Annotated in this window: 10 protein-coding genes; 4 read left to right on the top strand and 6 right to left on the bottom strand. The window is 70.8% G+C overall.

Annotated elements, in window-relative coordinates; translation table 11 throughout:
* Positions 1 to 71: 71 nt before the first annotated feature.
* Genes HDA32_RS05940 through HDA32_RS05930 form a run of 3 tightly spaced genes read right to left on the bottom strand, consistent with a single transcriptional unit; the run spans position 72 to position 4,142 of the window.
* Entirely contained in the window at positions 72 to 1,769 is a 1,698-nt protein-coding gene (locus tag HDA32_RS05940; RefSeq protein WP_179642245.1) for a flavin monoamine oxidase family protein, read from the bottom strand.
* 49 nt (positions 1,770 to 1,818) lie between these two features.
* The gene (locus HDA32_RS05935) at positions 1,819 to 2,646 is read right to left on the bottom strand and encodes a carbon-nitrogen hydrolase family protein (protein WP_179642244.1); all 828 of its coding nucleotides are present in this window, start codon (positions 2,644 to 2,646) and stop codon (positions 1,819 to 1,821) included.
* The gene (locus HDA32_RS05930; RefSeq protein WP_179642243.1) at positions 2,643 to 4,142 is read right to left on the bottom strand and encodes an amino acid permease; all 1,500 of its coding nucleotides are present in this window, start codon (positions 4,140 to 4,142) and stop codon (positions 2,643 to 2,645) included. The genes HDA32_RS05935 and HDA32_RS05930 overlap by 4 nt, the downstream gene beginning before the upstream one ends.
* A 451-nt stretch (positions 4,143 to 4,593) precedes the next feature.
* Between HDA32_RS05930 and HDA32_RS05925 the strand changes: the two genes are divergently transcribed.
* Both HDA32_RS05925 and HDA32_RS05920 read left to right on the top strand, forming a co-directional pair.
* A complete protein-coding gene (locus tag HDA32_RS05925) occupies positions 4,594 to 4,842 on the top strand; it encodes a type II toxin-antitoxin system Phd/YefM family antitoxin (RefSeq protein WP_179642242.1) in 249 nt (82 codons plus the stop codon).
* Between the two features lie 2 nt (positions 4,843 to 4,844).
* On the top strand, positions 4,845 to 5,261 hold the full coding sequence (locus HDA32_RS05920; protein ID WP_179642241.1) for a type II toxin-antitoxin system VapC family toxin: 417 nt from the start codon (positions 4,845 to 4,847) through the stop codon (positions 5,259 to 5,261).
* Between the two features lie 54 nt (positions 5,262 to 5,315).
* Here HDA32_RS05920 and ispG read toward each other — a convergent pair whose 3' ends face one another.
* The 3 genes from ispG to dxr form a co-directional block, all read right to left on the bottom strand.
* Positions 5,316 to 6,473 carry a flavodoxin-dependent (E)-4-hydroxy-3-methylbut-2-enyl-diphosphate synthase gene (gene ispG, locus HDA32_RS05915; protein ID WP_179642240.1) on the bottom strand — a complete coding sequence of 386 codons (1,158 nt, stop codon included), beginning with the start codon at positions 6,471 to 6,473 and terminating at the stop codon, positions 5,316 to 5,318.
* A 261-nt stretch (positions 6,474 to 6,734) separates the two neighbouring features.
* Positions 6,735 to 8,093, bottom strand: a complete 1,359-nt coding sequence (locus tag HDA32_RS05910) for a M50 family metallopeptidase (protein ID WP_179642239.1) — start codon at positions 8,091 to 8,093, stop codon at positions 6,735 to 6,737.
* A 12-nt stretch (positions 8,094 to 8,105) separates the two neighbouring features.
* Entirely contained in the window at positions 8,106 to 9,305 is a 1,200-nt protein-coding gene (gene dxr / locus HDA32_RS05905; RefSeq protein ID WP_179646491.1) for a 1-deoxy-D-xylulose-5-phosphate reductoisomerase, read from the bottom strand.
* A gap of 341 nt (positions 9,306 to 9,646) precedes the next feature.
* Between dxr and HDA32_RS05900 the strand changes: the two genes are divergently transcribed.
* Positions 9,647 to 10,021 (top strand): hypothetical protein, encoded by a 375-nt coding sequence (locus HDA32_RS05900; protein WP_179642238.1) that lies wholly within the window; start codon positions 9,647 to 9,649, stop codon positions 10,019 to 10,021.
* Positions 10,022 to 10,345: 324 nt separating this feature from the next.
* On the top strand, positions 10,346 to 11,950 hold the full coding sequence (locus HDA32_RS05895; RefSeq protein WP_179642237.1) for a CocE/NonD family hydrolase: 1,605 nt from the start codon (positions 10,346 to 10,348) through the stop codon (positions 11,948 to 11,950).
* Positions 11,951 to 12,000 lie beyond the last annotated feature (50 nt).

The following is a 12,000-nucleotide window of genomic DNA, read 5'->3' as shown; positions in this document are numbered from 1 at the left end:
CGGGCTCCGTCCTGCGGCTGAGGTTCAAGGCCCCCTGTGGTCGAGGTTCATGCCTTCAGGGCCGTCGGCCTTCAGTCGTCGGGGAGTTCGATCGGGGCGATGTCGTCGAACACGTCGCCGGGGCCGGGGTTGGCGGCGTCGGTCCGGCCGCCCAGGTGGTGCATCACCCCCCACACGGCGTTGAGCGCGGTCTGCACCGCGCCCTCGGCCCAGCCGGCCGTCCACGAGATGTCGTCGCCGGCCAGGAACAGTCCGCGGTGGCGCTCTTCGAGGTCGTCCTGCTTGAAATGGGTGAACAGCCGCCGCTGGTAGCGGTAGTGGCCGGGCAGGTTCGCCTTGAACGCGCCCATGAAGTAGGGCTCCGCCTCCCAGGAGACGGTGACCGGGTCGCCGATGATGTGGCCGCGGATGTCCACGCCGGGGTAGATCTCCCCCAGTGAGGCGAGCATGACCTCCAGCCGCTCGTGCGGCGACAGCGGCAGCCACTTCAGCGAGTCGTCGCACCAGGTGTAGGACATGCAGATCGCCGCGGGGCGGTCCGGCCCCGCGTCCAGCAGGTAGGTGCCCCGGGTCATGCGGTCGGTCAGCGTCATGCTCATGGTGTCGCGGCCGGTCGCGGGGTCGACGTCCCGCCAGAACGGGCGGTCCACCGGAACGAACAGCTTGGAGGACTCCATGTAGTGGGTGCGTTCGATCGCCGTCCAGTGGTCGATCGGCAACAGCGCCTCGTCGCACTTGACCTTGCTGAGCATCATCCAGCTCTGCGCGGTGAACACCGCCGCCCGATAGGTGCGGATCGCCCCGGAGGCGTCGGCGACCGTGACGTTGCCGGGCGCGGTGCGGTACATGCGGGTGACGGCCGGGCGCGGCCGCCCGCCCTCGTGCAGGGAGCGCAGGGTCGTCCCGGTGGGCCAGTGGTCCGCCTTGTCCGGCACCCGGTCCCACAGCCGCAGCGGAAGCCGCCGACTACCGCCGACGATGCTCAGGTGGTCGTCGTCGGCGCCGGTGTAGACGACGCGCAGGATCTCCAGGATGGAGTTGGGGAAGTCGGTGTCCCAGCCGCCGGTGCCGAAGCCGACCTGGCCGAAGATCTCCCGGTGCCGGAAGGAGGCGAAGGCCGGGGAGTCGCACAGGAAGCCGTAGAACGTCTGGTTGTCCATGGTGGGGACGAGCTCGTTCCAGACGGCCTTCATCCGCGCGACGTCGCGGTCGCGGATCGCCTGCTGCATCTCGCCGAAGCGGGCGCCCTCCTCAAGGGTGCGCCACCAGGCCCGCGACACCTCGTCGTAGACCGGCGGCAGGTCCTGCGCGGTGCGCGCGTAGTGCGCGCGGCCCTTGAGGTCGACCACCGTGCTGGGCGCGGCCGGCGTCAGCGGGTTGGGGAACGGCTCGGTGCGCAGGCCCACCTTGTCGATGTAGTGGAACAGGGCCGTGGACGACGGCGGGAAGCGCATGGCGCCCATCTCGGCGACCACGTCGTCGGGGCAGCCGTCGAGCTCGACGGTGCGCAGCCGGCCGCCGATCTGGTCGGCCTCGTAGACGACCGGCCTGAGCCCGAGCTTCATCAGCTCGTAGGCGGTGACCATCCCGGAGAGCCCGCCGCCGATGACGGCGACCTCGGTGCCGTGGCTGTCGGGCGGCACCGAGCCGAGACCGGCGGGGTGGGCCAGGTAGTCGTCGTAGCCGAACGGGAAGTCCGGCCCGCACATCGTCAGCGGCCGCTCCGCCCGGACGGTCGGCGGGACGGCGACGGGGACGGCGGACGTCATGGGCGTGGTCCTCCTCTGGTGGGGGTGGGGGGCGGAATCGAACGGGGGATCAGCGCGGGTCGGCGAGCGACCCGTACAGCTCGGGGCGGCGGTCGGCGAGGTAGCCGATCTCCCTGCGGGCCGCCGACAGCCGTTCGGCGTCGACGTCGGCGACGACCAGTTCGTCGTCGCCCCCGGCCCGGGCGAGTTCGGTGCCGTCGGGGCCGATCAGGCAACTGAGCCCGCAGTAGTCGAGCTCGCCTTCGCGGTCCCGCCGGTTGACGTAGGCGACGTGGATCTGGCTCTCGATCGCGCGCGCGGGGACGAGGGTGCGGGCGACGGCCTCGTAGGGCCGCATCAGCGCCGTCGGGACCAGCAGCAGTTCGGTGCCTGCCAGCGCGTGCGCCCGCACGGTCTCGGGGAACTCGACGTCGTAGCAGATCAGCAGCCCGACCCGGACGCCGTCCACGGTCGCCTGCACCACGGCGGTGTCCCCGGCCGCGAACGCCCTGCGGTCGATGTCGCCGAACAGGTGGGTCTTGCGGTAGCGGGCCGCCGCCCGGCCGCGCGCGTCGACCAGTTGGACGGCGTTGTGCACGCGGGGACCGTCGCGCTCGGGGAAGCCGTAGAGCACGGCGATCCCCGCCTCGGCGGCGATGGCCGAGACAGCGCGGCGCATCGGCCCGTCGGCCGGCTCGGCCGAGCGGGCGACGCCATCGCCGATGTTGTATCCGGTCAGCGACATCTCCGGGCAGACGAGCAGTCGTGCCCCCTGCCGCGCGGCGCGCCGGGCGGCATCGGCCAGCAGCCGCAGGTTCTCCGGCACGTCGGCGGAGTGCGCCGACCCCTGGTGCAGGGCGACGCGCAGGACGCCGCCCGTGGTCCGGGCCTCGCTCATGGGCGCGTTTCCCGGGCCGTTCCCGGCTCCAGCCGCGAGCGGCGCATCCCGTAGCCGAGGTAGAGGGCCAGCCCCGCCAGCATCCACGCGGCGAAGGTCAGCCAGGTCACCAGGCTCAGGCTCACCATGAGGTAGCCGCAGGACAGCACGCCGAGGATCGGCAGGACCGGGGAGAACGGCACCCGGAACGTGCGGGGCAGCTCCGGCCGGGTCCGCCGCAGCACCAGCACCGCGACGTTGACCAGACCGAACGCGAACAGCGCCCCGATGCTGGTGGCGTCGGCCAGGTGGCCGAGCGGGATCAGCGCGGCGAGCAGCGCGATGAACGCCGAGACGATCAGGGTGTTGGCGCGGGGCGTGCGGCTGCGCGGGTCGATCCGCGAGAAGATCCTGGGCACCAGGCCGTCGCGCGACATGGTGAACAGGATGCGGGTCTGGCCGTAGAGGACGACGAGCACGACGCTGGAGATCGCGATGACCGCGCCGATCGACAGCACCACCGACCACACCCAGCCGCCGGTGACCGTCTCCAGCACGTAGCTGAGCGTGGCGTCGGTCCCGGCGAAGTCCTGCCACGGCACCGCGCCCACGGCCGCCAGCGCGACCAGGCAGTACAGGGCCGTCACCACGACCAGTGACAGGATGATCGCCCTGGGCAGGTCGCGCTGCGGGTTGCGGGCCTCTTCGCCGGCGGTCGAGGCGGCGTCGAAGCCGATGTAGGAGAAGAACAGCGAGGCGCCGGCCGCGCTCACGCCGGCGATGCCCAGCGGCATGAACGGGCTGTAGTTGCCCGCGTCGATCGCGGTGAAGGCGACGGCGCAGAACAGCACCAGCGTGCCGACCTTGATGACCACCATGACGCTGTTGATCCACGCGCTCTCCTTGGCCCCGCCGAGCAGCGCGACCATGGCCAGCAGGACGACCGCCGCGGCCGGCAGGTTGACGACCCCGCCGTCCCCGGGCGGCTGGCTCAGCGCCGCCGGGATGGTCAGCCCGATCGTCAGCGACAGCAGTTCGTTGAGGTACTGCCCCCAGCCCACCGCGACGGCGGCCACCGAGACCCCGTACTCCAGCATCAGGCACCAGCCGCACGCCCACGCGACGATCTCGCCCAGCGTGGCGTAGGTGTAGGAGTAGGAGGATCCGGAGGCCGGGATCATGCCGGCGAGCTCGGCGTAGGCGAGCGCGGAGAACAGGGCCGTCAGGCCGGCGAGGACGAACGCCAGCACCACGGCGGGCCCGGCCATCGGGACCGCCTCGCCGAGGACGACGAAGATGCCGGTCCCCAGCGTCGCGCCGATGCTGATCGCGGTGAGCTGCCCCAGCCCGAGCGAACGGCGCAGCCGCCCGCCCTCGCCCTCGCCGCTCTCCTCGACCAGCGCGCCGACCGGCTTGCGGCGGGTGAGCCGCTCGGCCAGCCGCGGCGCGGCGGTCGCGGGCCGGGCGCCCTGACCTGCGGGTCCGGGGGGCGCCTCGGATGTCCCGTGCTGCTCCACTCCTGCTCCTCACGTGAAAAAAGGCATGACGAAGGCACGTCCGCAAGGCCGGCACTCCCCCTGCGCCGTGTGACCCGGAACGCACCGGAGCAAACGCTAGCGACCGCCGACATCGGACATAAGACCGTTTTCTTGCGCATCAGCAGCAAAAATGTGCGTCTATCACGATACGGCGCACGAAACCCCGAACCCGGCCACGCCGAGGAGCCTCCACTCCAACGCGCTCCGCCGACCTTCCCCTCCTGAAGGAAGGATATGGACAAGACCTCTCGCCCAACGCAACTGAAACAGCGCAAAAATGAGTTGAAGACAACGGAAACAGTCGGTGATCGATTTCGCTCCCCACGCAGGACCGACGCATCGAACTCAACGTGCCGAACACCACTCGCCACCGACCGGGAGGAGCGCCGATGTTGTAGTCTAGTCAGACCAGACAGACAGGACTGTTTCCATGCACTGGCAGATCCAAGAGGCCAAACAGCGGTTCAGCGAACTCGTACGCTCAGCCAAGAACGACGGTCCCCAAATCGTCACCCGCCACGGTGATGAAGAAGTCGTCGTCATCGACATCACCGAATACCGACATCTCACCGAGCCCTCCATGACCTTCAAGGACTACCTGCTCTCCGGCCCGAAGGTCGATGACCTGGAAATCCCGCGCTCTCCAGACCTTCCGCGCACGATCGAACCGGGACCCTGAGGATGAGCTACCTCCTCGACACCAACGTCGTGTCGGAACTCCGCAAGAAGCGGCCGGATCCGCACGTCGCCGACTGGATTCAGACGGTTCCGAACAATGAGATCCGGGTCAGCGTGCTCGTTCTGGGGGAGCTCCGGCTCGGTGTGGAGCAGAAGCGGCGCCGCGATCCGGCGCAGGCGGAGGCGCTGGAAAGATGGCTCGACGGCATCGAGACGGCCTATGCCGATCGCATCGTGCCGATCACCGCTGACGTGGCCCAGGAATGGGGCCGGTTGAACGTGCCCGATCCGATCTCGACGGTCGACGGTCTCATGGCGGCCACCGCCAAGGTCCACGGCTGGACGCTCGTCACCCGCAATACCAAGGACGTCGCGCACAGCGGTGCGAAGGTCATCGATCCCTTCACGCCCGAAACGTAGGAGGGGGGAGCGCCGCGGCGCTCCCCCCTCCTCGTCGTGTGTGCCCGTGGGCCGCTAGCCGGCCACGGAGACGGTGGGCTCGCCGGATTCGGTGCCCGCGTCCTGCATGTCCTCGGCGATGCGCATGGCCTCTTCGATCAGGGTCTCCACGATCTTGGACTCGGGCACGGTCTTGATCACCTCGCCCTTGACGAAGATCTGACCCTTGCCGTTGCCCGAGGCCACCCCCAGATCGGCCTCGCGGGCCTCACCCGGCCCGTTGACCACGCATCCCATCACCGCCACCCGCAGCGGCACGTCCATGCCCTGCAGGCCCGCGGTGACCTCCTCGGCCAGCGTGTAGACATCGACCTGGGCCCGCCCGCAACTGGGGCACGACACGATCTCCAGCCCCCGCTCGCGCAGCCCCAGCGACTCCAGGATCTGGTTGCCGACCTTGATCTCCTCGGCCGGCGGCGCCGACAGCGACACCCGGATGGTGTCGCCGATACCCTCGGCCAGCAGCGCACCGAAGGCCACCGCGGACTTGACGGTGCCCTGGAAGGCCGGACCGGCCTCGGTCACCCCCAGGTGCAGCGGGTAGTCGCACTGCTCGGCCAGCAGCCGGTAGGCGTTGATCATCACCACCGGGTCGTTGTGCTTGACCGAGATCTTGATGTCGCGGAACCCGTGCTCCTCGAACAGCGAGCACTCCCACAGCGCCGACTCCACCAGCGCCTCGGGCGTGGCCCTGCCGTGCTTCTCCAGCAGCCGCTTGTCCAGGGAGCCGGCGTTGACGCCGATGCGGATCGGCACGCCGGCGTCACCGGCGGCCCGGGCGATCTCGCCGACCTTGTCGTCGAACTTCTTGATGTTGCCCGGGTTGACCCGCACCGCCGCGCATCCGGCGTCGATCGCGGCGAAGACGTACTTGGGCTGGAAGTGGATGTCGGCGATCACCGGGATCTGCGACTTCCTGGCGATGATCGGCAGCGCCTCGGCGTCGTCGGCGCTGGGCACCGCCACCCGCACGATCTGGCAGCCCGACGCGGTCAGCTCGGCGATCTGCTGCAGCGTGGAGTTGACGTCGGCCGTCAGCGTCGTGGTCATCGACTGCACCGACACCGGAGCGTCCCCGCCCACAGGGACGTTGCCGACCATGATCTGCCGGGATCTACGCCGCTGCGCCAGCGGGCGCGGACGGGCAATCGGCATTCCAAGATCGACGGACACGCGGTTTCACCTCGCCGGCCGCCGGGGTCGGCCGGCGGCGTCATTCGGAGTCATGTGTACCAGGCGGCCGCGATGGGACACGCGGCACCACAACGGGGAACGCGTGACGCGGGCCTCGCGATTCCTTGCGGGCTTAAGGCTACCCGCACCGGTCGGGCCCGCGTGCCGTGTTCGCCGGATTCACCGGCTGTTCAGACACGATGGGGCCTTTTCCGCCGGTCCGCCGCCGCGCCTGCTACGGCGGGCGGGGACCCGGCAGGGTCACTGCATCAGGCGCACCGGGTTGACGATGTCGGCGACCAGCAGCATCAGGCTGAAGCACAGGAAGCACGCGACGACCACGTAGGCCACCGGCATCAGCTGCGCGACGTCGAAGGGACCCGGGTCGGGGCGCTTGAACAGCCTGGCCAGCCTGCGCCGGATCGACTCCCAGACGGCGCCCACGATGTGCCCGCCGTCCAGGGGCAGGATCGGCAGCATGTTGAAGGCGAACAGGAACAGGTTGATCCCGGCGACCAGGTTGACCACCATGGCGAGCCGGTCCACCAGCGGAGCCTCCATGGTCATGATCTCGCCGCCGATGCGCGAGGCCCCCACGATGCCGACCGGCGAGTCCGGCGTCCGCTCGGCACCGAGGAACGCCGCGCCGAAGACGTCGTCGATCTTCGTCGGCAGGGTCACGATCGCCTCGCCGACGGCGAGCACGGTGTCGCCCATGAACACGGCGGTCTCGCCCGCGCTCAGCGGCTGGCGCGCGTCCATCGGCACGAACCCGGCGAAGCCCGCCGGCACGGTCTCGGGGATCTGCCGGCCCTGGGAGTCGAGCACCGGTTCGCCGTCGGCGTCGGTCTTGACGACGGGGTCGCCGTCGGCGTCCAGCTTGACCACCTGGTTCTCGATGAACTCGGTGCGCAGCGTCATCGACTCGCCGTCGCGCACGACGCCGATCGTGCCCGGGCCGATGTCGGCCCGGATGGCGTCCTGCAGCGAGCGCCAGTCGGGGGTCTCCTCGCCGTTGATCGATACGATCCTGTCGCCGGGCAGCAGCCCGGCCTGCGCCGCGGGGGACGGCTCGGCGTCCTCGGGGCAGGTGTCGTCGATCGTCGCCGCGGGCACCACGCACTCGTGCACCGCCCCGACCGTCGTCGTGGGCTGGTAGAGGCCGAGCCCCATCAGCAGGATGACGAACAGCACGACCGCCAGGACGAGGTTCATGAACGGGCCGGCGAACATCACGATCAGCCGCTTCCACGGCGCGCGCTGGTAGAACTGCCGGTCCTCGTCGCCGGGTTCGAGTTCGACGTTGTTCGCCTCGCGCGCGTCCTCGATCATGGCGCGCCAGCGCGACATCGGCTTGCCCGAGGTGTCGTCGCGCTTCTTGGCCGGCGGGATCATGCCGACCATCCGCACGTACCCGCCGAGCGGCACCAGCTTGACGCCGTACTCGGTGTCGCCCTTCTTCGTCGACCACAGGGTCTTGCCGAAGCCGACCATGTACTGGGTGCACCGGATGCCGAACATCTTGGCGGTGCTCAGGTGCCCCAGCTCATGCCAGGCGATGGAGAAGAGCAGGCCCAGGACCATGAGAAGGATCCCGAGTGCGGTCAGTAACGCGACCATCTAGACGTCCCCTTAAACCTGCCGGGCGATCAGCTCCCTGGCGCGGATCCGGGCCCATTCGTCGGCCGCGTGGACCTCGGCCGGCGTGAGGACGGACCCCGTGTCCGCATCCGGATGTTCTGAGACTACCTGGGACACGGTGTCCACGATCGCGGGGAATGCCAGCCGGGAGTCCAGGAAGGCGGCCACGGCCTCCTCGTTGGCCGCGTTGTAGACGGCGGGCGCGGTGCCGCCGGCGGCGCCGACCCGGCAGGCCAGCTCCACAGCGGGGAACGCCTCGTTGTCCAGCGGTTCGAACGTCCAGGTGTGGGCCTTCGTCCAGTCCACTGCGGGCGCCACGGCGGTGGCCCGATGCGGCCACCCCATGCCGTAGGCGATCGGGATCCGCATGCTGGGCGGGCTGGCCTGGGCCAGCGTCGAGCCGTCCACGAACTCCACCATGGAGTGGATCACCGACTGCGGATGCACCACGACCTCGATGCGGTCGAACGGGACGTCGAACAGCAGGTGCGCCTCGATGACCTCAAGGCCCTTGTTGACCAGCGTGGCCGAGTTCACCGTGATGACCGGGCCCATGCTCCACGTCGGGTGGTTGAGCGCGTCGGCGGGGGTGACCCCGGCGAGCTCGGCGCGGGAGCGGCCGCGGAACGGGCCGCCGCTTGCGGTGATGACCAGTCGGCGCACCTCCTCCGGTCGCGCCTGCACCTGGCCCTGGGCGAGGCTGGTCAGCCGCTCCTCGGGCACCCGGGGGAAGCACTGGGCGAGCGCGAAGTGCTCGGAGTCCACCGGCACGATCTGCCCCGGCCGGGCGACCTGGCGGACCAGGGGACCGCCGACGATCAGGGACTCCTTGTTGGCCAGCGCGAGCAGCCGGCCGGCCCGCAGGGCCGCCAGCGTCGATTCCAGGCCGAGCGCCCCGGTGATGCCGTTGAGCACGACGTCGCACCGCCAGGCGGCGAGCTCGGCGATCCCTTCGGGGCCGGCCAGCACCTTGGCCGCGCTGCCGCGCTCGGCCAGGCGGCGGCCCAGCTCGACCGCCCTGGCCCGGTCGGCCACCGCCACGGCCTCGACGCCGAGCGCGCACGCCTGGTCGACGAGCAGGTCGAGGCGGCCGCCCCCGGCCGCGAGCCCCACGACCCGGAAGCGGTCGGGGTTGCGGGTGGCGACATCGATGGCCTGGGTCCCGATCGAACCGGTGGACCCGAGGATCACGACCTCACGGCGCGTGGGAGAGGACACGGTGGTGGACACCTCGTCAGGCTGTTCCGCGATATGCACGCCCCCATTGTCGCGCACCTCGTCGGCCGGAAACGGCCACAATCGGTCCCGCCGGGTCCGGCGGCCCGGAGGCGGCCGCGGCGGGCACGTTGACCGCGCCCTTCGGCCCGTTCCGCGGTTTCCGCGCCGGTGGAGCGGCCGCGCCGACGACACAAAGGCAGCCCCGCCGCCACTACCGGTGGGCAGCGCGGGGCGGTGAGACTACGTGGGCGGCCCGACCGCACCCGCGGTCCCCGCCGGGACAGCCGCAGCGACGACGATCAGCGAGGACATCCATGCGCCGGACGCCGCTGGTGACACTGCTCACCGCCCTGTTCATCGCGCTGTGCGCACCGGGGACGGCGTGGGCCGAAGAGGGGGCGGCGGGGACGGCGGGGACGGCGGAAAGCTCGACGGCGGCGGGGGAGGCAGAGGGCCCGACGGCGACCGGGCCGATCGCCCCCGGTCCGCACGCGGACTGCCCGGAGCGCTGGATCGCGGTCGAACTGCCGCCGGAGGTCGTGCGGGAGAGCCAGGAGCGGCTGCGCGAGGAGCGCGCGGAGGAGCGGGCGACCGATCCGCACGCCCCCGCCGCCCGTCGGCCCGGGCCGATGGCATCGCTGCGCGATCTGGCGCGCCTCCTGGCCCTGCGCACCTGCGCGGACGACTGACCCTCCTCGCCCGCTGCCGAGCGGGGCGGAATGCGTCTGGATCCGGCTCCTTACCGAGTTCTGCACGAGGCGGCCGGGCCCGGGCCGCCTGCGGCCACGGTCTGCCGCGCGGCCTTCTCCGCTGCCCGGCAGATTCCGAAGCCCCTTTACAAGCGGGGGCTCCCCGGCTTAACTTGACTCCACAGTAAGTTACTCCCCAGTTAAATAGAGAACGTGACGGTAAGGCGCGGCCGTCCACGGGATCGCGGTCCGGTCCGTTCACTCGGTCACCGACCGCCCGATCGATCCCTCCCCCGCTCACCCCGCTCCCCCAGAGGTCCCCCCATGCAGAAACCGTGGACGGCGCTGGCTGCCGCCCTCGCCTCACTACTCCTCGTGATGCTCGCGCCACCTCTCGCGCACGCCGATGACGTCGGCTCCACCACGGAGTACGTCACGATCTCCGGCGCCGACGACACCGACCTGAAGGCCCTGGTCATCACCCCGACCGGTAGGCCGGGGCCGCACCCCCTGCTGGTGATGCCGTCGGCGTGGGGCACCAACAACCTGCTGTACGTCGGGGCGGCCCGCAGGCTCGCCTACGAGTCCGGCTACCAGGTGGTCAGCTACACCTCGCGCGGCTTCTGGGATTCCGGCGGCGGCATCGAGGTCGCCGGCCCCAAGGACGTGACGGACGCGCGCAAGGTCATCGACTGGGCGCTGGACAACACCGACGCCGACCCCGACCGCATCGGCATGGCCGGCATCTCCTACGGCGCCGGGATCAGCCTGCTGACCTCGGCCGTCGACGACCGGGTGAAGGCCGTCGGCGCGATGAGCGGCTGGAGCGACCTGGCCGCGTCCATCTACCCCAACGAGACCGTCAGCTTCCAGACCGTCGAGATGCTGCTCGCGGTCGGCAGGATCACCGGACGGCTCGGCGACGACCTGGAGCACGTCGAGGACGAGTACCGCAGGGGCAACCTGCAGCCGGCCCTCGACATCGCGCCGGAGCGGTCCGCCGCGACCAAGATCGACCTGATCAACGCGAACGACCCGGCCGTCATGATCGCGCACGCCTGGAACGACGGGATCTTCCCTCCGGGGCCGCTGACCGACTTCTACTCCGGGCTCAGCACCGACAAGCGGCTCATGCTCACACCGGGCGACCACGCCACCCCCGAGGCCTTCGGCGCCTTCGGCCTGCCCAACGAGACCTGGGAGTCGCTCACCCGGTGGTTCGACCACCACCTGCGGGGCGTGGACAACGGCATCGACGCCGAGGACCCCGTGCGCCTGAAGCCCAACAACGGCTCCGGCGGCTGGGTGACCTACCCCGATTGGGAGTCGGTCACCGCGACCACCGACACCCACTACCTGACCGAGCCCAGGCGCTCGTTCGAACGCTGGCAGTCCACCGGCGGCCTGAGCGGCGACCCGGCGACCGGCTGGGACTACGACATCCGCACCGGCGTCGACACCCTGGCCAACAGCGGCACGCTGCTGGCCAGCGGCGCGCTGCAGCAGTTCGCCGACATCCCGACCGGTGTCTCGCTGCCCTTCGTGAACCGCTACCGCGCCGGGGTGTGGACGAGCGAACCCTACGAGGACGGCGCCACGGTCAGCGGTGCGCCACTGGCCCACCTCACCGTGACCCCGAGCAGGGCCGACACCTCGCTGTTCGTCTACCTCTACGCCGTCGACCGCTACGGCACCGGCGCCCTGATCACCCACAAGCCCGTCACGCTGCGCGACGCGGCGCCGGGCGAGCCGGTGGCGATCGACGTGGAACTCGACCCCGTGGTCTGGGACGTCCCGGCCGGGCACGAGCTCACGCTCGTGGTCGACACCAAGGACCCCCGTTACACCAGCGAGAGCCGGATCGGCGGCGAGGTCGAGTTCGGTTCGCCCGAGGACGATCCGTCCTGGCTGAGCGTGCCCATGGCCTGAAAGGACGCGCACGTGGGCTGAGGAGCGCCCGCCGCCGCGGCGCCGTCCCC

Source organism: Spinactinospora alkalitolerans (assembly GCF_013408795.1).
In the GTDB taxonomy this organism is placed as follows: Bacteria; Actinomycetota; Actinomycetes; order Streptosporangiales; family Streptosporangiaceae; genus Spinactinospora; species Spinactinospora alkalitolerans.
The sequence above is the reverse complement of the archived record's forward strand: the minus strand, read 5'-3'. Positions and strand labels throughout refer to the sequence as shown.

What these genes read in the sequence shown, in the direction of transcription:
- HDA32_RS05940 (WP_179642245.1), bottom strand. Translation starts at nt 1,769, where the DNA reads ATGACGTCCGCCGTCCCCGTCGCCGTCCCGCCGACCGTCCGGGCGGAG.
- HDA32_RS05935 (WP_179642244.1), bottom strand. Translation starts at nt 2,646, where the DNA reads ATGAGCGAGGCCCGGACCACGGGCGGCGTCCTGCGCGTCGCCCTGCAC.
- HDA32_RS05925 (WP_179642242.1), top strand. Translation starts at nt 4,594, where the DNA reads ATGCACTGGCAGATCCAAGAGGCCAAACAGCGGTTCAGCGAACTCGTA.
- HDA32_RS05920 (WP_179642241.1), top strand. Translation starts at nt 4,845, where the DNA reads ATGAGCTACCTCCTCGACACCAACGTCGTGTCGGAACTCCGCAAGAAG.
- HDA32_RS05910 (WP_179642239.1), bottom strand. Translation starts at nt 8,093, where the DNA reads ATGGTCGCGTTACTGACCGCACTCGGGATCCTTCTCATGGTCCTGGGC.
- HDA32_RS05900 (WP_179642238.1), top strand. Translation starts at nt 9,647, where the DNA reads ATGCGCCGGACGCCGCTGGTGACACTGCTCACCGCCCTGTTCATCGCG.
- HDA32_RS05895 (WP_179642237.1), top strand. Translation starts at nt 10,346, where the DNA reads ATGCAGAAACCGTGGACGGCGCTGGCTGCCGCCCTCGCCTCACTACTC.